Raw genomic sequence first — 20,987 nt, 5'->3', positions numbered from 1 at the left:
GAAAACCGATGGGACGGGAACGGACTTCGCGCCTCGTCGACGATCCGCCTGAAGCGACATCGTGTCCCTAGGCGTCGCTTCTTTCGATCATTGCCAGTGGTACGGAATGACTTATGTTCGTCGCTGTATTTTCTTCAGGAAGCGGGAATGTTTCATGTGCCGCGCATTGCTCCGCCTGCCATTTGCCGTCTTCCTTTTTCTTCTCGGCTGGACGGCCGCTCATGCCGATGAAGTCCTGACTTACAAGTGGCAGGGCGTGGACCGCACCGCAATCCTGCATATTCCCAAGGGAGCGGAAGGACACCCCGCACCGCTTGTCATCGTGATGTATGGGTCAGACGACAAGGCCGCCAATTTCCAGAAAAACAGCGGATTTGATGCTGTCGCTGACAGCGAGAACTTCATCACCCTTTATCCGGAAGCGATCGACGGTGCCTGGAATATCAAAAACAGGAAGCCTGTCATCAATGGCGAGCCGGTCGATGACATCGGCTTTTTCCGCACCATGATCGACGATCTGGTGAGCCGCAGGATTGCCGACGGCACAAGGGTCTATGCCACGGGCTTTTCGTTCGGCGCGCTGATGACCTATACGCTGGCCTGCGCGCTTCCGGACAGGATATCAGCGATTGCTCCCGTCGCCAGCGCGATAAACGAAGCGCAGGTCGAAGACTGCAAGCCCGGCCACGCCATGCCGGTCATGATGGTGAACGGCACTGGTGATGACGTGCAGCGTTACGATGGCTATATCCGCTCATTCGGAAGGCTGCTTTCCGTTCCGGAGACAACGGAATATTGGCGCCGGATCGACGGCTGCACCGGGGAAAATGCGACGGCGCTGCCGCATCTCGACCCGCATGACCTGACCCGCGCCAGCCTGGTTCAATGGTCCGGATGCCGGGCCGATACGGGGGTTCAGTTGTATCGTATCGAAAACGGAGGCCATTGCTGGCCCCGTCTCGCCAAGTCCGATACCAGCTTCGGTCATGATGATCCGGTAGACGGACCCCGTTTCGGCGGATGCAGCAACGATATCGAGACAGCGGTTGAGGTGTGGAACTTCTTTAGGGAGTTTCACCGCTGATGATCGAGACATTCACCACGGTTCTCGTGCTCATCAGCACCAGGGGCACCGCGATCGCGTAGAGGGCGATCACCGAGAGCCAGATGCCGCCCGGCCAGTTCTCTCGCGTCACGAAATAGAGGGATGAAAAGCCGAGCGGGGCGATGATGGAGGCGAGGCTGATGGTGGAGGCGAGCACGCCCTGTAGCTCGCCTTGGCGATCGGGCGCGACCTTTCTTGTGGCAAGCGCCTGGAAGGCGGGATTGCCGATGCCGACGAGGGTGAAGACCGGCATGATGGCGAAGATCATCCAGCCCTGGCTGGCCAGTGCCATCACCAGGAGGGCGATCGCGGCGGCGGCGATGCCTGTCATGACCGACCAGCGCTCGCCGAGCAGGCGGGTTGCCGGCCCCGGCAGGAAGGCTTGGCAGAGTGTCTGGCAGATGCCGAAGGCGCCGAGCGACAGGCCGATCCAGAAGCCGTTCCAGCCGAAAGTGTCAAAGCCCCAGAGCGCCCAGCAGGTGCCGTAGGATTCGCCGGCAGCGCTGAAGACGAAATAGACCAGCACGATGGGCAGCAGCCCTTTCATCGAGACGATCCATTTCAGCGGCCGCAGCGGGTTCAGCGTGGCGAGATCGATCTTCTGGCGAGACGGTGTGCGGGATTCTGGCAGGACGAAGAGGGCAAGCAGCAGATTGCAGGCGTTGAGTATGGCGGCGGCGATGAAGGGCAGGCGCAGCCAGTAATCGCCGAGCAACCCGCCAAGGACCGGGCCGATGATGAAGCCGGCGCCGAACATGGCGTTGAACAGGCCGAAGCGGCGCGCGCGCTGATCGGCAGGTGAAATATCGGTGATATAGGCCGAGGCGACCGACATATTGGCGCTGGTAAGGCCGGCGATGGCGCGGCCGATCAGCAGCAGAGTGAGGGATGGCGCAAAGGCCATGATGGCGTAATTGACCGCGGCACCGGCAAGCGAGATCAGCAGCACGGGACGCCGGCCGATCGTGTCGCTGAGCGCGCCGAGCACGGGGGCGAAGACGAACTGCATGGCGGCATAGAGCGCCGTCATGAGGCCGACATAGAAGGCGATGTCCTGCGTCTGCGTCACGTCCTGAAGAAGGCGCGGCAGGATGGGGAAGATCAGCCCGATGCCGACGGCATCGAGGCAGATGGCGGTGAAGATGACGACGAGCGGTTTGTTCATGCCAGATTTGTTCATTGGGGAACTCATGGGGAAATGATGAGTTTGCCGGTGACGCGGCCGGCGGCGCTGATGATCTGCGCTTCGGCCGTCTTCTCCAGCGGAAAGGCTTGCTCTATGCGCAGGCGGAAAAGGCCTTTGGAATAGAGCCGGGCCACATCGGCCAGGACCCGTTCCGGCTCTTTCGGCGGGCCGTGCGAGAATTTCGCGCCATACTCCTCGGCCGAGAAATCGGCGACGGAGAGGACGTTGGCGGGATCGCCTGTGATCGCGATCAGTTCGGGGATGATACCGGAGCCGGCGACATCGATTGCCGCGTCGACGCCATCGGGTGCAAGCTGCCGCACCCGCTCAGCGAGGCCGGGCCCGTAGGTCGTCGGGATGGCGCCGAGTTCCCTTAGGTAATCGTGTTTCTGCGGGCTCGCGGTGCCGATGACGGTGATGCCCCTGACGCGGGCGAGCTGGATCATGGCGGAGCCGATGCCGCCTGCGCCACCGCTGACGAGCAGCGTCTCTCCGGCTTTGACGCAGAGTTCGTCGAGGCAGCGCCATGCCGTCTCCGATATGACGGGGAGGGCGCCGGCGATCTCGAAGGGCAGGTCATCCGGCTTGTGGACCCAGTGCGTGAGGACGGCATGTTCGGCCATCGTGCCGTTGCCATAACCGAAGACGGCATCGCCGACGAAAGTGCTGGACACGCCGGGGCCGACCTCATCGACGATGCCGGAGGCTTCGACGCCGAGGCCTGCGGGAAAGTACACCTCCTCGAAGGCGCGATATTGCCCTTCGCGGCGCTTCCAGTCGGACGGGTTGACGCCGGCGGCGCGCACCGCGATCCGCACTTCGCCGGGGCCGGGATGCGGTGCCTCGATCTCGACGATTTCGAGGACTTCGGGGCCGCCATAGCGGCTGAATTGAATAGCTTTCAAGTATTTGTCCTTTCGGGGCGGCGGATGCAGGGCACAGCTATTCCGTTCGCGGTCACGAGCACGGCAGCGCGGTTCCACGGGTACAGGTTTAACGGATTTCTGCTGTACTTCATCCAAATGTGTACTGAGTACAGTAATAGGATCTTGAGTACTCGCTGTCAAGATTGATGTACTCAGTACATAAATCCTGCTATTGAGAGCGCCATGCCGAAGCCATCAGATAAAACACCTTCAGCCCCTTCAGATGTGGAAGTATCGGATTCGGCGCCGCTGGACCGGCGATCCCGCAAGCGCCTGGCCACGCGGCGCGCCATCTCGCTTGCCGCCGACCGGCTGTTTTTCGAGCGCGGTTTCGAGAATGTGACGGTCGATGAGATCGCGGCGGCTGCCGATGTCGGGCGGATGACGGTGTTCAACCACTTCCCGCGCAAGGAAGACATGTTCTTCGACCGCGACGAGGAGGCGCGCGAGACCCTGCGTGAAGCGCTGCGGCAGCGCGACAGCAATGTTTCCCCCATCGAGATCTTGCGCCTGCTCGCGCATAAACTCGTCAGGCAGCAGACGCCTTATTTGTTATTTTCCACGGCGAGCCAGGGCTTCATCGAGACAGTGGAGAACAGCGAAACGCTGAAGGCGAGGGCGCGGGCGATCCGTGACGAGATCGCTGGGGAATTGGCGGTGGCGCTCGCCGAATCCGCGGGCCAAGACCCCGCGGACACCTCGGCCAGGCTCGCGGCCGCCATGCTGCTCGCGAGCTGGAGCGTTGCCTTCATCGAAGCGCACCGGACTCTTCGGCAGGGGCGGGATACGGACAAGGCGAAAGCCGTCTTTCTCGCGCTGGTCGATCAGGGGAGTGTGGGTGTGAAGGCGGCCATGGCGGGCACGGCTTACGCCTGATTCTGCCAGACCATCGGCGGGAATCAAAAGGGCGCTCGACCCTTGCGGGGAGCGCCCTTGTCCTGTGAACTCGAACGCGGCTCGACCAACGTCGATACCAAGCGCAAGTCCGTTTTCAGGTGAAGCCGCGATATGATATGCGGCGGGGCGGATTGCAAGGGGTGGGATTCAGATTCTTCGATATTTTGCGTCTGATCGCACCCGCGCGAGCCTCAAGCTCATGGCCAGAGCCGCTCGCGCAGCCAGCCGAGCTTTTCCCGCCGATATAGGAGCCGGTGATGCAGCCGGTCTTCGGCGCCCTGCCAGAACTCCACCTCATGCGGCATGACGATGAAGAGCTGCCAGTTCGGCGCGACGATATCGGGATCGGCGTGGACACGTTTGGCCTGTGCGTCGATCGCGGCGTCGAGTTCTCGGTGCGATGACAGTGGCTGGCTCTGCCGGCCGGCGAGTGCCGCGGCCCTGGCGCTGAGCGAGCGGGCGCGGAAATCGGCGGATCGTTCCTGCTCGCCCGCCGGAAAGGCGATACCGCGCAGACGCACCTGCCGGCCGAGCGCCGGCCAGTAGAAGGTCAGCGCAACGTAAGGGTTGATGGCGATCTGCCGGCCCTTGGGGCCGTTATCAGTGGTGGCGAAATGCCAGCCCCTGGCATCGAGGTTCTTGAGGATGAGAACGCGGGCGTCGGGTGCGCCATTTTCGTCTGTTGTCGAGAGCACCATGGCATGCGGCTCGCGGATACCTGATACGATGGCATCGCGCAGCCATGACGAGAAGAGATCGCGCGGATCGTCTGGTGTGGCAACCGCATCGAATGGCGGGTAGGGGCCGGCGAGTGAGACCAGCGCGCGCAATTCATCCTTCATGGCATCACCTTTCGGGGTCTTTGCGGGAACGGCCCGGCCGGCGGACGCGGCTCCTGCCGAGCCGGCCGCGTCACCGCGCTGTTGTTCCCTGATGGAAATCATCGTTTCTCTGACGTGGATGAAACACGATCAGGCGCAGCATGGAAACCGATATGATCGCACACTCAATGTTCAGAAAATGCACATTGCGGTCGTTCAGCCGCAGCACTTGGCGGCGCTGCTCGGAGCGCAGCAGGAGGTCGATTGGCTTTGTTCCGCCAGCCACCGGTCGCGCGGTTTGCAGCTTGCGGGGCGCGGTGCAAGCTCGACATGGACGGCGCCGGCGCGAAGGGTCGGCATTGCCGCGCAATAGAGCTGCATCGGCTGCACGCCGTCGCTGACTTCGAATGTCAGCTTGGCCGAATCGTCAAGCTTCACATGCTCGGTGACCTTGCGAATGATCGCATGGAACTTGCCGGCAGGCATATGGGTGCGGTCGCCTTCCTCGATATCCCAAAGCTGGATGAAGATCTCGCTCCATGCTTCCGGATTGGCCCCGCAGTCCAGCGCCGAGAACTGCCCGGCCTTGACTTCGGTGACATGATAGCCGGGCTTCACCGGGCGGCCATCATAGTAAAAAACCAGCGGTGAATCCTTGGCGCCTGAGAGGATGCTCATGAGCTCGCCGAGGGTGATATCGTCCTTCTGCATTTTGCTGTTGTCGATCGCGTTCATCTGCGTTATTCCTCGTTTCAATTATTCAAGGATTGTTGAAATATGGATCAACGTCAAGCCCTCATCGCATTCGGCGCATTGTCGCAGGAAACGCGATTGCACATCATCCGCATGCTTGTCGTGGCCGGCCCTGACGGCATGGCAGCCGGCGCGATTGCGGAGAAGCTCGAGGTGTCGCCGTCGAATGTATCCTTCCATCTGAAGGAACTGGAACGCTCCGGCCTGATCGCGCAGCAGCGCGAATCCCGCTCGATCATCTACACGGCGAATTACGATGCGCTCGGCGGCCTTGTCCGCTTCCTGATGGAAGACTGCTGCTCCGGTCACCCGGAAATCTGCGCCCCTGCCGCTGAGGTTGCGGCCTGCTGTACCCCTAAAATGGAGGAGGAACTGCAATGACCACAGACCGCGTTTACAACGTGCTCTTTCTCTGCACGGGCAATTCGGCCCGTTCGATCCTGGCGGAATCGATCCTGAATACGGAAGGCAAAGGCCGCTTTAGGGCTTATTCAGCCGGCAGCCAGCCGAGGGGCGAGGTCAATCCGCATGCGCTGAAGGAGCTTGAGGCGCTGGGTTATCCTGCAACGGGCTTCCGCTCGAAAAGCTGGGATGAATTCGCCGAAGCGGGCGCGTCGGAGATGGATTTCATTTTCACGGTCTGCGACAGCGCCGCCGGCGAGGCCTGTCCGGTGTGGATCGGCCATCCGATGACTGCCCATTGGGGCGTCGAAGACCCCGCCGCGGTCGAAGGCAGCGAAGTGGAAATAGGCCGCGCCTTCGCCCAGGCCGCCCGTTTCCTCAAGAACCGCATCATGTCCTTCATCAGCCTGCCGCTCACCTCGATCGACAAGCTCGCGCTGGAATCGCATCTACGCCAGATCGGCACGATGGAAGGCGCCAGCATCAAGCAGCCCAAGGCAAGCTGATGGGGCTCGATTTGAATCAGCAGCCCTTGGAAGGCCATGACGAAAGCCTGCGCGCCGCACTTTCCGGCGCCGGGCTTCCGGTCGATGATCTCACAGATGCCGGCCGCAGCTTCTACCGGTTTTCGCGTGACGGCGAGACGATCGGCTTCGGCGGGCTGGAACTCTATGGCGAGGCGGCACTCCTGCGATCCATCATCGTGTTGTCCGATCGGCAAGGCTTCGGTTTCGGCCATGCGATCACGCTCGGCCTGCTCGATGAGGCTCATAGGAAAGGTGCTGATGCTGCCTATCTGCTGACGGAATCGGCCGCTCCTTTCTTTCAATCGCTCGGCTTTCGTCCGATCGCCCGGGATGAAGCGCCAGCCACCATCCTGACGACGCGCCAGGCCGCAAGCCTGTGCCCGGCATCCGCCGCCCTGATGGTCCGGAGCCTGCCGGCATGAGTGCGGTATTTCCTCTGTCGCGGCGGTTGGTCGCCGAAGCGCTCGGCACCATGCTGCTCGTGGCAACCGTCGTCGGTTCCGGCATCATGGCCGATAACCTGACGGACGATACGGCACTTGCGCTGCTCGGCAATACGCTGGCAACGGGGGCAATGCTCGTCGTGCTGATCACCATCCTCGGCCCGATCTCCGGCGCGCATTTCAACCCTGTTGTTTCGATGGTCTTCGCGCTCCGGCGTGAACTGCCAGCCTCGTCGCTTCCGGCCTACATCATCGCGCAGATCATCGGCGGCATTGCCGGCACAATGCTTGCGCATGGCATGTTCGCACTGCCTTTGCTGCAGGCTTCGGAAACCGTACGATCAGGCGGGGCGCAATGGCTCTCCGAAGCGACGGCAACCTTCGGCCTGGTCTTCGTCATCCTGGCGGGCATTCGCTTTCGCGCCGATGCGGTGGCGTGGCTGGTCGGCCTCTATATCACCGCTGCCTACTGGTTCACCGCTTCCACCTCCTTTGCCAATCCGGCAGTCGCTGTTGCCCGATCGTTGACGCACACGTTTTCCGGCATCCGCCCGATCGATCTGCCGGGCTTTATCGTCGCCGAAATCCTCGGCGCCTTGCTGGCGCTGATGCTCGCGGGATGGCTGCTGATGGAAGCCCGCAATCCCAAAACCCTCACCAAGACGGAAACCGCTCCATGACTACGGACGTCACGATCTATCACAACCCGGAATGCGGCACCTCGCGCAACACGCTGGCGATGATCCGCAATGCGGGCATCGAACCATCAGTCATCGAATATCTGAAAAGCCCGCCGTCGCGCGAACAGCTAATCAAGATGATTGCGGATGCAGGTTTGAGCGTTCGCGAAGCGATCCGCGAAAAGGGCACGCCCTATGCCGAGCTTGGCCTCGACAATCCTGATCTAACGGACGAGCAGCTGCTGGACGCGATGCTCAAGGATCCGATCCTGATCAATCGCCCGTTCGTGATCACGCCGCTCGGTACGCGCCTCGCACGTCCGTCGGAAGTGGTTCTGGATATCCTGCCCGACACGCATAAGGGTGCCTTCACCAAGGAAGACGGCGAGAAAGTACTCGATGCCGAGGGCAAGCGCATTGTCTGATTTGCCAGCCGCCTCGCCGGAGCATCTGCGCCAGCTTGATCTGGCGCAACTTCGCCCGGCATTTTCGACGCATAAGCCGCGTATCCTAATTCTCTATGGCTCGCTGCGAGCAGTCTCCTACAGCCGTTTCCTCGCCCATGAGGCGGGGAGGCTGCTGGAGCATTTTGGCTGCGAAGTGCGGATATTCAATCCCGAGGGCCTGCCGCTGCCGGACGACGCACCGGTGACACATCCCAAGGTGCAGGAGCTGCGGGAACTGTCGCAATGGTCCGAAGGTCAGGTGTGGGTCAGCCCTGAGCGCCACGGCGCGATGACCGGCATCATGAAGGCGCAGATCGACTGGATTCCGCTGTCGGTGGGATCGGTTCGGCCAACGCAGGGCAAGACGCTTGCCGTCATGCAGGTCTCCGGCGGCTCGCAATCCTTCAACGCCATCGGCCAATTACGCATTCTCGGGCGCTGGATGCGCATGATCACCATTCCCAACCAATCGTCGGTCGCGAAAGCCTTCCAGGAGTTCGACGCCGACGGCCGTATGAAACCCTCATCCTATTACGACCGTGTCGTCGATGTCTGCGAGGAGCTGGTGAAGTTCACCTGGCTGACGCGCGATGCATCCAGCTACCTCACCGACCGCTACAGCGAGCGGAAGGAAGAAGCCGAAAAACTCGAAAAGCGTGTGAGCCTCAAATCCATATGACGATGACCATTGCCGAACGACCGCCGGTCGCCGCAATCCTTGCCCTCGGTCTGACACAGATCATCGGTTACGGGTCGCTCTATTACAGCTTCAGCATCTTGGCGCCGAGCATGGCGCGGGATTTGAACTGGTCTTCGGAATGGATATTTGGCGCGCTGTCGGCTGCGCTATTGATTGGCGGTCTCGCCGCACCAACAATGGGAAAATGGATCGATCGCTTCGGCGCCGGCCGCGTGATGACGGGTGGCTCGGCGATCGCCGCAGCTGCCCTTGTGGCTTGCGCCCTCTCTTCCGGCAAGGTCGCCTTCGTCGCCGCGCTGATCGCAATCGAGGCGGCATCCAATCTGGTGCAATATGGCGCGGCCTTCGCACTGCTGGTGCAGATCAGGCCGAAAGTCGCCCAGCGCAGCATTACCTATCTAACGCTGATCGCCGGCTTTGCTTCGACGATCTTCTGGCCGATCACGACGACGCTGCACGCGCATATGTCGTGGCAATCGGTCTATCTGGTCTTTGCGGCCCTCAACATCGCGGTCTGTCTGCCGATCCATGCCTGGCTGTCATTTAGCGTCAGCAAGAGCCGCAAGGAAGCTTCCGGTGGGCCGGCAAAGCATGTCGAGCCCAGCCTTGCGCCATCGATCCGCACGCCGGCCTTCGTGCTGATGGTGACGGGCTTTGCGCTGGAAAGCTTCGTCAATGCCGCGCTTCTCGTCCACATGGTTCCCGTCCTGTCCGGACTTGGGCTTGGTGCCATGGCGGTAATGGTCGGCACGCTATTTGGCCCCTCGCAGGTGTTGAGCCGCTTCACGAACATGGTCTTTGGCGGCGGCCTCTCGCAACTGACGCTGGCGCTCATCTCCGCCGTGCTGCTACCGGCGGCGTTGGTCATACTGATCGTCACGGCCCCGTCAGTACCGGGCGCACTGATGTTCGCGGTGGTCTTTGGCCTCGGCTCGGGGCTGAGCAGCATCGTGCAGGGAACCTTGCCGCTGGCGCTTTTCGGCAGCGAAGGGTACGGCAAACGTCAGGGACAGGTGTTGGCGATCCGGTTGGTGATCTCATCGACTGCCCCGTTTATCCTCGCGTTCCTGATGGAGAACATCGGGGTGTTGTGGTCGCTCACTGTCGCGGCTATTGTCGGCGCCATTGCCGTCCTCGCGTTTATCGCGATCGGCCGGCTGGCGCAGCTGCTTGACCGATCGCATCACACTCTCGGTCGTGCCGAGACATAGCCCATATCCGAGCACAGTTTAAAAAACACCTTCGGCGCGGCTGATCCTTTCCGCGCTCGCGCCCTTCGTCCTCGCCTTCGGCATGGCAAATATCGGCATCACGCCGTCGCTCGGCATCACTGCTGCCCTCGGAGGGCTCTCCATCATTGCCTTTCTTCTCATCGCAGCAGCGCGGTAGCGGCATCTGCCGAACACCACCTCTTTGTGATCGCAGCAATCGCAATCCTCCCATTATGCTTTGGCATGCCACTCCATGCCCTGCTATTGTCCGTCGTCGATGCGTTGATCCTGACATGTAGATCAGGGCTGAGAACGATGCTCCATCTCTTTGTTTTCACGCAATTCCGGGCGCAAAACCGCTGCGCACTTTTGCTGGAACCGCTCTAGGACCATTCCATGCCCGACCGGTCTGAACTCGTTTTATCGGCCGCTCCATCACACCTCAGATGGATCGGCTTTCTGGCGATGTGCCTCGGCATGTTCATGGCGATCCTCGACGTTCAGGTCGTCGCGACATCGCTTCCGACCATCCAGTCCGCGCTTGATATCCATCCGGATCAGATGAGCTGGGTGCAGACCGCCTATCTCATCGCCGAGGTGGTGGCGATACCGCTGACGGGGTTTCTCACCCGCCTGCTGACGATGCGCTGGCTCTTCGTGACGTCGCTGTCGCTGTTCGTGATCGCCTCGGCGGGCTGTGCGGCGAGCGACAGTTTTGGCGGGCTCGTCGCCTGGCGGGTCATTCAGGGCTTTTCCGGCGGCACTCTCATCCCCTCGGTGTTTTCGGCGGTGTTCATCCTGTTTCCCGATGAGCGCCAGGCGCTTGCCACGACGATCGCCGGCGTTCTTGCGGTTCTGGCGCCGACCGTCGGGCCGATCGTCGGCGGCTGGTTGACCGAGACCTATTCGTGGCACTGGCTGTTCCTGATCAATATCATTCCCGGCATTGTGGCAGCGCTCGTCGCCATGCGCTCGCTCCCCCGAGAGGGCGTCAACCTCTCCGAGCTGTGGCATCTCGATGCCCTGTCACTGCTGCTGATGGCGGGGAGCCTTGCCGCACTGGAGCTCGGCCTCAAGGAGGCGCCGACGAGCGGCTGGACCTCGCTTTATGTTGCCGGTCTCATCGGCCTGTCGGCGGTCTCGGGATTCGTATTCGCATGGCGATCGCTGCGCAGACGCATACCCCTGGTCGAGCTCCGGAATTTCCGCGACAGGAACTTTCTGGCCGGCTCGGCAATGAGCTTCATTCTCGGCATCGGCCTCTTCGGCTCGGTCTATCTCATGCCCGTCTTTCTGGCCTTCGTGCGCGGCCACAATGCGCTCGAAATCGGCATGACGATGCTGGTGACCGGCATTGCCCAGCTCGTCACCGCGCCGATCGCGGTGGCCCTGGAAAAGCGAATGGATGCCCGGTTGCTGTCTGCGGCCGGCTTTACGCTCTTTGCCATCGGCATCGGCATGAGCGCCTTTCAGGACCCGCAGACCGATTATGACGCGATGTTCTGGCCGCAGATCATCCGCGGCGTCGCCATCATGTTCTGCCTGCTGCCGCCGACGCGGCTGGCACTCGGCACCCTGCCGCCGGAGCGCATTCCCGATGCCAGCGGCTTGTTCAACCTGATGCGCAATCTCGGCGGCGCAATCGGCATCGCGCTGATCGACACGATCGTCTATACGCGCTCGGAACCACTCGGTGACGGCATTTGGAACCGGCTGAAAGCGGGGGATGTGGACGTTGCGGCATTCGTCGGTGCGCCGCTGCAGGCGATTACGGGGCATCAGGGAGAGTTCGATGCCGATACGACGTCGATGCTCGATCCGCTGGTGCAGACGGCGGCAACCGTTCAGGCGCTCAACGAGGCGTGGATGGTGGTTGCGGTGCTGACGGCTTGTGCGCTGCTGTGGGTGCCGTTTGCGAAGAAGGTGGCGGCGACGGCCGGGTGAAGGGCAGGATGGTGACCGGATGACGCGCGAGTATTGCCGGTTCGAAGCAGTCTTGTTGCCATCTATGTCGATCGAGATCTAAACTTCAACGGGCTTCCATCTTTCGCGGCGTTTCCCGCACTTATCCGCAATTTTCATCATTGCCTTTACAGACGCCGGGTTCTTCCACCCATTCCGCGGCGGGGCATGGATAGGCATCGGCGAGTGCCCAGCCGATCAGGGATTGCGCGTTCACTTTTTGAAATTCCGGGTGCGCATCACCGTAAGCGACAACCGTTTTTGCCATCCTTGCCGATGAAACCGTGTGACTGACGCAGAAGACGGGCCGATCGGCTGCGCCCTTGAAGAGATCCCTATTGAGGGCCATGGTGTCATACGCTGCATCTATCGAACCCTTGCATAGACCGGCGTGAAAATAGTCTTTGGCAGTCATGCCTTCGAAATCCTCGTTCAATATCCGAATGTAAGGATTGCAATCGTTTAGCAGCATTTCACCCGTTTCAGCCTCCCAGATGACTTCTCCGGGCCGTGGATCGGCTGCGCTGAATGAAGGAGAAAAGGTCACAAAAAAAGCGAGCAAAATTGTTAGTCGAAATCGCATTGTTAAATCCGCACAGCTATAGTCGAGTGACTTATTCCGATATCCCAGGTTGCCGTCAACACCAGTTTCGCCTGCCTGCGTTTTTGCCCGCGAATGTGGTTGTAAATTGCCAGCGCGGTTGATTTAGGCGCGATGGGTTTTGCTGTTGACTGCAACGTAGCCACCAGTCACGGATAGCGTCGGGGCGGATCGGCACTCGCAATTTTATCCAGATTTGCAATCAACCGCGTCAGCAAGGTTAGGAGTTGTTCCGTCTCCGCGTGTGTGAAGCCATTTAGCGCCTCACGATTCCCCTGAAACAAGGTCGCGATTGCTTCGGGCATGCGTTCCTGCGCGGCCTCCGTCAACATGATGCGGCTGCTTCGACCGTCCTCCGGGTCGGATGTGCGCTCGATCAAGCCATCTCGCTCCATGCGCGCGAGCATTTGCGCCATCGGCGGCTGTTCCACTTTGGCGAAACGGGCGAGGTCGCGCTGCGTGCTTGCCTTGCCGTTTGTCAGTGCCACCAGAACCGGCAATTGCCCGATGCCGAAGCCGAGCGGTTTCAGACGTGACTCGCTGAGGCGGGCGAATCCTCGCGCCGCGAGGCTGATGAGATGCCCCGGCGTGAAAAGCACGTCTTCACTCATTCCATTTGCTCCTTGCCTGCCGTTGACCGTAAACTACATATGTACGTATGTAACTACGCCGGCCGTGTTGGTCAATGTCGGCCGAACCCCGCTAAGCTATAGAGAGGAAACAGCATGTCGGAAAAACAGACGCAGCTGATCAAGCACATCTATGAGCGCTTCAATGCGCGGGATATCGACGGGGTGCTTGCGGCGTTGGCACATGATGTTGCCTGGGCGAACGGCATGGAGGGCGGCCATGTTCATGGGCGTGAGGCTGTTCGGGATTACTGGACACGCCAATGGGCGATCGTCAGCCCGCATGTCGAGCCGGCCGCATTTCGGCAGGCGGACGATGGCGCCGTAGAGGTCGAGGTGATCCAGACGGTCTTCGATCTCGATGGGCGGCCGCTGGAGGGGCAAAGTCATGGCTTGAAGGACAAGACTGTGACGCACATCTTCCGCATGGAAGGCGACAGAATCGTCCGCTTCGATATCGGTGAGGCGGATTAGGCCGGGAAGGGCGGTCATCCGGCGCCGGCTTACGGCGCGTTAGCACACGGCCATTGTCGAGAAAAACCGGATCGCAATTCCCGCCACACGCCGGCGAGCGCAGGGATCGCCATGTCTGCCGCCTCATGACCACTTCCGGCTCATGCCGGTCGTCGCGCTATGATCGTTCTCCCGTGCGGGCGTCCCATCCGAGCATCGAGACCTCGGCCACGGATTCCAGTTCGCTGCGGCTTGCTCTATCGCGGGCGAGGATCGACATGCCGCTCTGGACGGTCTGCACGAAACGGGCGAGGCCGTGGATGTCGGTCGAGGCTGGAATTTCGCCTGCCGATACCGCCTGGCTCAGGCGCCGTTTCAGAAGGTCGAGCGTGACGGCGCGGGCGGTTCGCACCAGTTCGCCGAGTTCGGCATGGCCCTCGCTGCCGACCGAGGAGAGGGACACCATGCAGCCCAGGGGAATATCGACGACGGAGCCGGTCAGGACCGCCGCCGAGTCCATGAGAAGCGCCTTGACGGCTTCGCGCGCCGTGCGGGCGGCACGAAAGCCTGCCCAGATAAGCGCCTCGTTCGTCTCGTTGTAGTAGGTCAATGCCTCGGCATAGAGCGCCTCCTTCGAGCCGAAGGCCGCGTAGAGGCTTGGCGATCCGATGCCCATCGCCTCGGTAAGGTCGGTCATCGACGTCGCCTCGAAACCTTTTTCCCAGAACAGGCGGGTCGCCTTGGCGAGCGCAGCTTCCCGGTCGAAGGCGCGCGGTCGCCCGCGGGTGCGGGTGGCTGTCGTCTCGTTGGCCGTCGTATCCTGGGCTTGGGGCGTCTGGTCGGATTTCTGCATCGGTCACCATATAAACCCGCCGGTGCGTCTCGACAACGGTTCGAGATATTTTGTGTCGATCGATACAATACTCTTGACGGGCGTGTTCAGCGCCTCTAGCTAATTCTGTGTCGATCAATACAGAAAGGGACGATTGATGACTGAACTCGCTGGAAAACGTGCTCTCGTGACGGGCGCATCGCGCGGTATCGGCGCCGCCATTGCGGTGGCGCTTGCCGAAAAGGGCGCCGACGTCGCCATCACATATGAGCGATCGGCCGATCGCGCCGCCGAGGTCGTTCGCGCTATCGAGGGCAAGGGCAGGCGGGGATTTGCAATCCAGGCCGACAGCGCCGATCCGGCGGCCGTGAAGCGCTCGGTGGAGGAGGCCGCTCGCGCGCTTGGCGGTCTCGACATTCTCGTCAACAATGCTGCCATCGCGCTTTACGATACGATCGCCGGCTTCAGCGTCGCGCAGATCGATGCGCTGCTTGATGTCAACGTGCGCTCGCCGGTGCTCGCCGCGCAGGCGGCCATTCCCCATCTGCAAGCCGGAGGCCGCGTCATCAATATCGGCTCGGCCGGCGCCGAACGCATCGTTGGAGACACCGGCACGGTGTATTTCATGACGAAATCCGCGCTGCAGTCCTTCACGCGTGGTCTCGCCCGCGAACTCGGACCTCGGGATGTTACCGTCAACCTGATCCAGCCGGGATCAACCAATACGGAGATGAACCCGGCAGACGGGGAATTTGCCGACTTCCAGCGCGCCCTGATACCGCTCGGCCGCTATGGCGAGCCGCAGGATGTGGCGGCTGCCGTCGCCTTCCTCGCAAGCCCTGCTGCAAGGAACATCACAGGCGCCATCCTCAATGTGGATGGCGGCTTGAACACCTGAGGGCGTCTGGCAGTGGCAGGAAGAGGCTGGCCGATGCCGGCCTTTTCCGCATCCTTCAAAGGCGCTGGCAGAGGAGACGCATGCCATAGTTCGCCGCTCGCCTTATCGGCAATGGTCGCCCCCCCCGATCGGCGCAAGCTGATCCGGTAGTCGGCAGTCAGTCGAGGTGATCCAGAAGGTATTCGATCTGAATGGCCGGCCGCTGGAGGGGCAAAGTCATGGCCTGAAGGACAAGACTGTGACGCACATCTTCCGTATGGAGGGCGACAGGATCGTTCGCTTTGATATCGGGGATGCAAGCTAGGTCGTGAATGGTGGCAGCCGCGTCAAGTTGCGGGTCTGCTGGTTCCCTGAGAAACAATATAGCGCGCTGGCCTACCGGCTGAAGACGACGACACGCTACGACCTTCACCTGCTGAAGGGCGGGCCGATCTCGGAGGTACGCTGGTTCATCGACGGCCAATTGCTCAAGGACGGCGACGGCAGCGTCACTGTCATGTTCGAGCCGGCGGATGCCTATGTCGGGTGACCGCGCAAGCGAGCGTGACGAATGCGGCCGGCGTGGAAATCACCGTGCGCCCAAAACTGCAGCGATAGGCCGCCAAACCCAGGAGGGGAGGCAGCACGAGTAGTTGCTCTCGTTTGCATAAGACTTTTGCTGCAGGAGCCGCCTCGGCCTCAGGCGACGGACCATCCACCGTCCACCAGCAGGTTCGCGCCGGTGATCAGGCTCGCAGCCGGTGATGCAAGGAAGACTACGGCACCCACCACATCATCGGTTTCACCGATCCGACCGAGTGGAATGTGACCGAGCGTCGCTTTGCGATTGTCGGCATCGGATAGAAATGGTGCTGTGCCGTCGGTGTGAATGAACGTCGGCGATACGGTATTTACGGTGACATCATAGCGTGCCCATTCGGCTGCAAGGCAGCGCGAGAGGTGATTGATTGCCGCCTTGCTCATGCAATAGATTGCCTCGCCACGCAGTGCCACGGTACCGGCCTGTGAGCTGATATTGATGATCCGGCCCCCATTGCGCTTGATCATGTGACGGCCAACTGCCTGCGTCATCAGAAAGGTGCCCTTGATGTTGACATCAAGTATCTCGTCAAGGTCCTTCTCCTCAACGAGTTCCGCGAGATTACCCGGAGCCACGCCGACGTTGTTGACGAGGATGTCGATCCGACCGAACGTAGCAAGCGCCGCGTCGACGGCTTGTGCGATATGGGCCTTATTGGGAATGTCCAGTTCGACAGGGAGAACTTTTCGTCCCGTGCCCTTAAGTTCCGCAACCAGGCCCGCCGAGGCTGCGACATCACGGATACCCAAAACAATATCGGAGCCTGCTGCGGCACAGGCAAGTGCGCAAGCTCGACCGATGCCACGGCTCGCTCCCGTCACCAAAGTCACCTTGCCCGCAAGGCTGAAGTCCGGCGCGTTCTTCTGCATCATGATGCCTCCCTCGATGAAGCTCATTTATGGCAGCGTCGGCGTGCGGACGCCAGACGTTCCGCGCATACCAATGGGCTTCCCCAGCGTCTCGAGCAGCCCGAGCGTTGCTCGCCCCACGGATTGCGCCGACGCATCAGGGCTGCTTTGCCCATATCCGGCATAAGCTAATCGATCCGCTCCAGATCCCGCGCAAAGCGCTGTCAGTTGCCGACATATTTCTTCGCGGACTGAGTGATCTTCGCGACTGCCTCGTCGTCCAGCGTGCGGATGGCCTTGGCCGGTGTGCCGACGATCAGGGAATTGTCGGGGAATTCCTTGCCTTCGGTGATGAGCGCATTGGCGCCGACGAGGCAGTTGCCAATCGTGCAGCGGCGTTCATGCCGATGCCGGCACGGGCAGCCCCAGGGCCGCCCGCATCGCTCTGACACGCTTCACATGTTGCTCATGCTTTTCATGGCTTTTTCCATGTGCATCTTGCATTCTTCCATCTTGTTGGCCTTCATGGAATCCTTGGCCATCATCATTTCCTTGGACGCCATTTCCTTCTTTGTCTTCATGGCAGGATCCTTCATGGCATCCATGTTGGCCTCCATTTTCATCATCGAAGCCTTGTCGCATTTCGCCGACATCATCGCGTCCTCTGCAAAGGCGGGCAGCGCGAAAGCCGCTGCCAGAACGATTGCTGCTACTGTGCCTTTCAACATGACCTTCTCCTCCTTGTGGGCGCCATTGCCCTTTGCAAGACTGTTGCGCGGCAAGACTGTACGGAGGCACGGTGCCTAGAGTGTTTCCGTTTTTCTTCGAATCACGGAAACACTCTATCTCTTTGTTTTCACGCAATTCCGGACGCAAAACCGCTACGCACTTTTGCTGGAATTGCTCTAGATTCCCGCGTACCACTCGTAGCCCCGGTCTTCCCAGAAGCCGCCCTTGCCGCCCCACAGGCCGGCGAAGCTGTCCTTCATCTCGATCCGCATCAGGTATTTGGCATGCTTGTAGCCAAGCTGGCGCTCGACGCGCAGGCGAAGCGGGGCGCCGTGGGCGACCTCCAGATCCTTGCCGTTCATCTGGTAGGCGAGGATGGTCTGCGGGTGGAAGGCGTCGATGAGATCGATGCTCTCGTAGTAGGTTCCGCTGCCGTCCAGCGTCTGCTCGAGTTGGTCTGCGCAGTAGAAGACGGCATAGCGGGCCTCAGGCTTCAGCCCCACGCTCTGCAGGAGCGGTCCAAGGGGCGCGCCCGTCCACTTGCCGATGGCGCTCCAGCCCTCGACGCAGTCGTGGCGGGTGATCTGGGTGCGTGAGGGCAGCTTCTTCAGATCTGCGAGCGAAAGCTCGACGGGACGCTCTACCAGCCCGTCAATCTTCAGTCGCCAGTCGGCGAAGCCGGTTTCCATCATCTGCGCATAGGCTTCGCTGTCGGGCTGACTTGTGCCGTTCGGCCGGAATGTCGGCGAGATATCGGCTTCGGAATATTCGCGCGCCAGCTTGTCCTTGGGAACGAGGAGCCGCTGGCTTTTCATCGTCAGCGTCTCGGCCATTTCGAGAACGGACTGGACATTGGAGTTCTGGACGACATCGTCGCAGCCGGTCAGGCCGAAAGCACCGAGGCCGGCAGCCGATCCGATCAACAGACCGCGGCGTGTGATGGAGAAGGTCATCGATCGTCCCTTTCGGTTTCGATCACGTAACGGCCCGTTATCATCGAGCGCATGTTGTTCCAGAGGCCGGACAGGATCACCATGGCGATATGCACGAAAACGAAGAGGACGATCGACCAGGCGCAGATGAAGTGGATCGACCGGGCCGATTGCCTGCCGCCGAAGAGGTCGAGCAGGAAGGGATAACCGGCATCCATGCCAGGTGACATGGTCAACCCCGTTGCAAACATCAGCGGCAGCAGGATGAAGATGACGATCAGGTAGGCGAGCTTCTGCAGCGCATTGTAATGCCTTGCCTTTTCACCCTTGGGGAAGCGCAGGCGCGCGTGGTCGGCGATCTCCTGCCCCAGATGGTGCGGCGAGATCTCTTCGCCGCTCGGCGCCAGATCGCGGCGGAAATGGCCTGACAGAAAGCCGATGAGCGCATAGATCGATCCGTTGATGACGAAGAGCCAGGCAAAGAACAGATGCCAGCGGCGGCCGGTTGCGAGATCCTGATAGCTCGGAATGGTGATCCAGGAAGGGAAGCCACGCTCGGTCGCGTCATCGCCCGTTCCCGAAACGCCGAGAATGCCTGTTGTCGTGATCTGCAGATTGCCGATGCGAAGCACGCCGCGCGTGCCGCCATCCTCATCGACGGCGCTGATCGACAGCCAGGACGGGTCTGCATCCGCACCGTACTGGCCCCAGTAAAGCGCCGGATGGGCATTGAAAATCTGCAGCCCGCTCATCAAAAGCAGGCTGAGACAGAGAACGTTGATCCAGTGTGTCACGCGGGTCGCCAGCGAGTGCCGGCGGATGACTGTCGTCATCGTGCCTGTTGGAGTGGCCTGGCTGTGATCGTCGAGTGTTGCCATGATCGTTTTCGATGTCCGGTACCGTCACGCCCCTACAACATGTACGTAGGCGAAGCGGGATTTGTTACAGGCGTCCCGAAGTTTTTTCTTTGCAGCCGGGAACCTTTCGCCGGGAAAGGCCGACGGCGCGGCTTTCCGGACATCCGGCCGACACCGTCACAAGTGCGTGAAGCTGTAACGAATGGCGTTCCACCTGCGAAGGAGAACGAGATGCAGATCATCAGGGAGCACCGCCATGAAACATTCAGCCGCGTTCAATCTTGCGATCATCGCAGCAGTCTTTGCTCTTGGTTCCACCGCTCAGGCCTCCGCTGGGCAGTCGCCTGCAGTCGTCGAACTGTTCACCAGCCAGGGCTGTTCCTCATGCCCTCCGGCCAATGCCAATCTCGTCAAGCTCAGCAACGATCTGAACGTGCTCGCCTTGAGCTTCTCGGTGACTTATTGGGACTATCTTGGATGGAAGGACATTTTCGGGAAGAAGGAATTCACCGACCGGCAGGTGACCTATGAGCCCGCACTCGGCCAATCCGGTCCTTTCACGCCGCAGATGGTGGTCAACGGCCACCAGTCGACTGTCGGCTATGATCTGAACGAGATCCGGCGCGTGATCGCGTCCGAGCCCGCGCTGTCCGGCCCCGGGATCGCGCTAGCCCGGAACGTGGCTGTCATCGACGCTGCGAAGGGCCGGACCGCCGCTGCCGACGTATGGCTCGTCCGCTATGCTCCGGGCACCCTGCAGGTTCCGGTCGCCAGAGGCGAGAATGCCGGCGAGACATTGCCGCACGCCCATGTCGTGCACGAGTTGACGCGTCTCGGCACCTGGGACGGCAAAATGTTGAAGCTGCCGATCCCGGCCGCAGCTGGCGACATGAAGAGCGCCATCATCGTCCAGGAGCCGAAAGGCGGCAGGATTCTCGCCGCAACGACCGACTGAAAACCGTCTCGCTGCCTGATCCGCCCGCGGTCGTCTGCGATCTGCGCCCGGTCGATTTTGGTCGATCCGCCGCGGTCGACTATCAGTCGATCCGCTCGAGATCCCGGGCAAAGCGCTGCCAGTTGCCGACATATTTCTTCGCGGATTGGATGATCCTGGCGACCGCCTCGTCGTCCAGCGTGCGGATCGCCTTCGCCGGTGTGCCGACGATCAGCGAATTGTCGGGGAATTCCTTGCCTTCGGTGATGAGCGCATTGGCGCCGACGAGGCAGTTGTTGCCGATTTTTGCGCCGTTCAGGATGGTGGCGCCCATGCCGATGAGCGAGTTGTTGCCGATCGTGCAGCCGTGGATGATGGCGTGGTGGCCGATGGTGCAGTGATCGCCGATCGTGGTGGGGAAGCCGGGGTCGGTGTGGACCATCACGCCTTCCTGCAGGTTGGTGGCCTTGCCGATTACGATGGGTTCATTGTCGCCGCGCAGCACCGCGCCGAACCAGATGCCGACCTCTTCGGCAAGCTCGATATCGCCGATTACATGCGCGTCGGGGGCGATCCAGAAGGTGCCGTGGGGTGGCAGTTTTGGTTTCAGGCCTCCGAGCGCATAGATTGCCATT

26 protein-coding genes and 2 pseudogenes are annotated in these 20,987 nt (G+C 61.2%); 15 read left to right on the top strand and 13 right to left on the bottom strand.

Annotated elements, in window-relative coordinates; translation table 11 throughout:
- Positions 1–154 precede the first annotated feature (154 nt).
- Positions 155–1,084, top strand: coding sequence for a CE1 family esterase (locus AC1DM5_RS23495; RefSeq protein ID WP_477823783.1), 930 nt, complete (start codon positions 155–157; stop codon positions 1,082–1,084).
- On the opposite strand, the gene AC1DM5_RS23490 is transcribed toward AC1DM5_RS23495, so the two are convergent.
- Together AC1DM5_RS23490 and AC1DM5_RS23485 are read right to left on the bottom strand one after the other, a co-directional pair.
- Complete coding sequence (locus tag AC1DM5_RS23490; protein ID WP_477823791.1) at positions 1,065–2,270, bottom strand: TCR/Tet family MFS transporter; 1,206 nt, start codon at positions 2,268–2,270, stop codon at positions 1,065–1,067. The genes AC1DM5_RS23495 and AC1DM5_RS23490 overlap by 20 nt on opposite strands.
- A gap of 23 nt (positions 2,271–2,293) precedes the next feature.
- Positions 2,294–3,196, bottom strand: a complete 903-nt coding sequence (locus AC1DM5_RS23485; protein WP_477823782.1) for an NADP-dependent oxidoreductase — start codon at positions 3,194–3,196, stop codon at positions 2,294–2,296.
- A gap of 204 nt (positions 3,197–3,400) precedes the next feature.
- On the opposite strand from AC1DM5_RS23485, the gene AC1DM5_RS23480 reads away from it, so the two are divergent.
- Positions 3,401–4,093: a TetR/AcrR family transcriptional regulator gene (locus tag AC1DM5_RS23480; RefSeq protein WP_477975707.1), complete on the top strand. Its 693-nt coding sequence runs from the start codon at positions 3,401–3,403 to the stop codon at positions 4,091–4,093.
- Positions 4,094–4,311: 218 nt separating this feature from the next.
- On the opposite strand, the gene AC1DM5_RS23475 is transcribed toward AC1DM5_RS23480, so the two are convergent.
- Both AC1DM5_RS23475 and AC1DM5_RS23470 read right to left on the bottom strand, forming a co-directional pair.
- A complete protein-coding gene (locus AC1DM5_RS23475; protein WP_477823780.1) occupies positions 4,312–5,058 on the bottom strand; it encodes a pyridoxine/pyridoxamine 5'-phosphate oxidase in 747 nt (248 codons plus the stop codon).
- A gap of 93 nt (positions 5,059–5,151) precedes the next feature.
- Entirely contained in the window at positions 5,152–5,670 is a 519-nt protein-coding gene (locus tag AC1DM5_RS23470) for a DUF6428 family protein (RefSeq protein ID WP_477823779.1), read from the bottom strand.
- 42 nt (positions 5,671–5,712) lie between these two features.
- Here AC1DM5_RS23470 and AC1DM5_RS23465 point away from each other — a divergent pair, with 42 nt between their 5' ends.
- From AC1DM5_RS23465 to AC1DM5_RS23430, 8 genes are all read left to right on the top strand, one after another.
- Positions 5,713–6,069, top strand: a complete 357-nt coding sequence (locus tag AC1DM5_RS23465) for an ArsR/SmtB family transcription factor (RefSeq protein ID WP_477823778.1) — start codon at positions 5,713–5,715, stop codon at positions 6,067–6,069.
- On the top strand, positions 6,066–6,596 hold the full coding sequence (locus AC1DM5_RS23460) for an arsenate reductase ArsC (protein WP_477823777.1): 531 nt from the start codon (positions 6,066–6,068) through the stop codon (positions 6,594–6,596). Before AC1DM5_RS23465 ends, AC1DM5_RS23460 begins: the two co-directional genes overlap by 4 nt.
- A complete protein-coding gene (arsN2, locus tag AC1DM5_RS23455; protein ID WP_477823776.1) occupies positions 6,596–7,039 on the top strand; it encodes an arsenic resistance N-acetyltransferase ArsN2 in 444 nt (147 codons plus the stop codon). Before AC1DM5_RS23460 ends, arsN2 begins: the two co-directional genes overlap by 1 nt.
- Positions 7,036–7,740: an aquaporin gene (locus tag AC1DM5_RS23450; RefSeq protein WP_477975705.1), complete on the top strand. Its 705-nt coding sequence runs from the start codon at positions 7,036–7,038 to the stop codon at positions 7,738–7,740. The genes arsN2 and AC1DM5_RS23450 overlap by 4 nt, the downstream gene beginning before the upstream one ends.
- Positions 7,737–8,165, top strand: coding sequence for an arsenate reductase (glutaredoxin) (arsC, locus tag AC1DM5_RS23445; RefSeq protein WP_477975703.1), 429 nt, complete (start codon positions 7,737–7,739; stop codon positions 8,163–8,165). Before AC1DM5_RS23450 ends, arsC begins: the two co-directional genes overlap by 4 nt.
- Entirely contained in the window at positions 8,140–8,865 is a 726-nt protein-coding gene (arsH, locus tag AC1DM5_RS23440) for an arsenical resistance protein ArsH (RefSeq protein ID WP_477823773.1), read from the top strand. The genes arsC and arsH overlap by 26 nt, the downstream gene beginning before the upstream one ends.
- Complete coding sequence (arsK, locus tag AC1DM5_RS23435) at positions 8,862–10,097, top strand: arsenite efflux MFS transporter ArsK (RefSeq protein ID WP_477823772.1); 1,236 nt, start codon at positions 8,862–8,864, stop codon at positions 10,095–10,097. Before arsH ends, arsK begins: the two co-directional genes overlap by 4 nt.
- A 396-nt stretch (positions 10,098–10,493) precedes the next feature.
- The gene (locus AC1DM5_RS23430; protein ID WP_477823771.1) at positions 10,494–12,041 is read left to right on the top strand and encodes a DHA2 family efflux MFS transporter permease subunit; all 1,548 of its coding nucleotides are present in this window, start codon (positions 10,494–10,496) and stop codon (positions 12,039–12,041) included.
- Between the two features lie 121 nt (positions 12,042–12,162).
- On the opposite strand, the gene AC1DM5_RS23425 is transcribed toward AC1DM5_RS23430, so the two are convergent.
- Positions 12,163–12,642, bottom strand: coding sequence for a Rap1a/Tai family immunity protein (locus AC1DM5_RS23425; protein WP_477823770.1), 480 nt, complete (start codon positions 12,640–12,642; stop codon positions 12,163–12,165).
- 167 nt (positions 12,643–12,809) lie between these two features.
- Positions 12,810–13,271 (bottom strand): MarR family winged helix-turn-helix transcriptional regulator, encoded by a 462-nt coding sequence (locus AC1DM5_RS23420; protein WP_477823769.1) that lies wholly within the window; start codon positions 13,269–13,271, stop codon positions 12,810–12,812.
- Between the two features lie 114 nt (positions 13,272–13,385).
- Between AC1DM5_RS23420 and AC1DM5_RS23415 the strand changes: the two genes are divergently transcribed.
- The gene (locus AC1DM5_RS23415; RefSeq protein ID WP_477823768.1) at positions 13,386–13,763 is read left to right on the top strand and encodes a nuclear transport factor 2 family protein; all 378 of its coding nucleotides are present in this window, start codon (positions 13,386–13,388) and stop codon (positions 13,761–13,763) included.
- A 157-nt stretch (positions 13,764–13,920) separates the two neighbouring features.
- Here the strand turns inward: AC1DM5_RS23415 and AC1DM5_RS23410 are convergent, their stop codons facing one another.
- Complete coding sequence (locus AC1DM5_RS23410; protein WP_477823767.1) at positions 13,921–14,595, bottom strand: TetR/AcrR family transcriptional regulator; 675 nt, start codon at positions 14,593–14,595, stop codon at positions 13,921–13,923.
- 136 nt (positions 14,596–14,731) lie between these two features.
- On the opposite strand from AC1DM5_RS23410, the gene AC1DM5_RS23405 reads away from it, so the two are divergent.
- The 3 genes and pseudogenes from AC1DM5_RS23405 to AC1DM5_RS23395 all read left to right on the top strand — a co-directional run bounded on the left by AC1DM5_RS23405 (position 14,732) and on the right by AC1DM5_RS23395 (position 16,001).
- On the top strand, positions 14,732–15,472 hold the full coding sequence (locus tag AC1DM5_RS23405; protein ID WP_310386640.1) for an SDR family NAD(P)-dependent oxidoreductase: 741 nt from the start codon (positions 14,732–14,734) through the stop codon (positions 15,470–15,472).
- 157 nt (positions 15,473–15,629) lie between these two features.
- A pseudogene (locus AC1DM5_RS23400) lies at positions 15,630–15,776 on the top strand (nuclear transport factor 2 family protein); the annotation flags it as partial.
- Between the two features lie 3 nt (positions 15,777–15,779).
- Positions 15,780–16,001: a hypothetical protein gene (locus AC1DM5_RS23395; protein WP_477975701.1), complete on the top strand. Its 222-nt coding sequence runs from the start codon at positions 15,780–15,782 to the stop codon at positions 15,999–16,001.
- A gap of 149 nt (positions 16,002–16,150) precedes the next feature.
- On the opposite strand, the gene AC1DM5_RS23390 is transcribed toward AC1DM5_RS23395, so the two are convergent.
- From AC1DM5_RS23390 to AC1DM5_RS23370, 5 genes and pseudogenes are all read right to left on the bottom strand, one after another.
- The gene (locus AC1DM5_RS23390; RefSeq protein WP_477823790.1) at positions 16,151–16,921 is read right to left on the bottom strand and encodes an SDR family NAD(P)-dependent oxidoreductase; all 771 of its coding nucleotides are present in this window, start codon (positions 16,919–16,921) and stop codon (positions 16,151–16,153) included.
- Positions 16,922–17,124: 203 nt separating this feature from the next.
- Positions 17,125–17,280, bottom strand: a pseudogene (locus AC1DM5_RS23385) (gamma carbonic anhydrase family protein); the annotation flags it as partial.
- A 75-nt stretch (positions 17,281–17,355) separates the two neighbouring features.
- The gene (locus tag AC1DM5_RS23380) at positions 17,356–17,628 is read right to left on the bottom strand and encodes a hypothetical protein (RefSeq protein WP_113323958.1); all 273 of its coding nucleotides are present in this window, start codon (positions 17,626–17,628) and stop codon (positions 17,356–17,358) included.
- 177 nt (positions 17,629–17,805) lie between these two features.
- Positions 17,806–18,582, bottom strand: a complete 777-nt coding sequence (locus AC1DM5_RS23375; protein WP_477823765.1) for a molybdopterin-binding protein — start codon at positions 18,580–18,582, stop codon at positions 17,806–17,808.
- A complete protein-coding gene (locus AC1DM5_RS23370) occupies positions 18,579–19,439 on the bottom strand; it encodes a cytochrome b/b6 domain-containing protein (RefSeq protein ID WP_477823764.1) in 861 nt (286 codons plus the stop codon). The genes AC1DM5_RS23375 and AC1DM5_RS23370 overlap by 4 nt, the downstream gene beginning before the upstream one ends.
- Before the next feature lie 235 nt (positions 19,440–19,674).
- Between AC1DM5_RS23370 and AC1DM5_RS23365 the strand changes: the two genes are divergently transcribed.
- Positions 19,675–20,373, top strand: coding sequence for a DUF1223 domain-containing protein (locus tag AC1DM5_RS23365; protein WP_477823763.1), 699 nt, complete (start codon positions 19,675–19,677; stop codon positions 20,371–20,373).
- A gap of 82 nt (positions 20,374–20,455) precedes the next feature.
- Here the strand turns inward: AC1DM5_RS23365 and AC1DM5_RS23360 are convergent, their stop codons facing one another.
- A complete protein-coding gene (locus AC1DM5_RS23360) occupies positions 20,456–20,986 on the bottom strand; it encodes a gamma carbonic anhydrase family protein (RefSeq protein WP_477823762.1) in 531 nt (176 codons plus the stop codon).
- Between the last annotated feature and the right edge of the window lies 1 nt (position 20,987).

The sequence above is a fragment of the Rhizobium sp. 01T437 genome (genome assembly GCF_056398505.1).
This window is presented reverse-complemented; position numbering and strand designations above follow the sequence as displayed.